At 72.5% G+C, this 407-nt stretch carries 1 pseudogene; it reads left to right on the top strand.

Annotation, left to right across the window (positions count from 1 at the left end):
- Positions 1 to 407 (top strand): annotated as a pseudogene (locus I6F37_RS42640) (hypothetical protein); the annotation flags it as partial.

Below are 407 nucleotides of genomic sequence, written 5' to 3'. Positions count from 1 at the left end.
CATCCGGGCGTACCCGCACGACGCACTCGCCGTCAGCGCGGCCGTCCCGACGATCGCCTTCGCAGGGGTGTACGACGTTCCCGAGCAGGCCTGGGAGCTGGTCGAAGGGCTGGCCCCGGCATACGGCGACGACTGGTGGTACGCCGGGATGCTCGCGTTCATGCGGCAGGAGCAGGAGCGCTGGGACGAGGCCGCCGAGCTCTCCGATCGCGCCCTCTCGGTCGAGCCCGCGGCCGGACACGCGGTACACGCCCGAGCGCACGTGTACTTCGAGACCGGCGACCACGTCAACGGCCTGACCTGGCTGGACCGCTGGATCGCCACGAGCGGGCCCGGCGCGCACCACGGTGCCCACTTCTCCTGGCACGCCGCCTTGCACGAGCTCGCCCTCGGTGACGACGCGGCAC

Origin of the sequence: Bradyrhizobium sp. NBAIM08, from assembly GCF_020193935.1 — a bacterium.
GTDB lineage: Bacteria > Pseudomonadota > Alphaproteobacteria > Rhizobiales > Xanthobacteraceae > Bradyrhizobium > Bradyrhizobium yuanmingense.
Note: the sequence above shows the minus strand (reverse complement) of the source record. Positions and strands in the feature narration are given on the sequence as shown.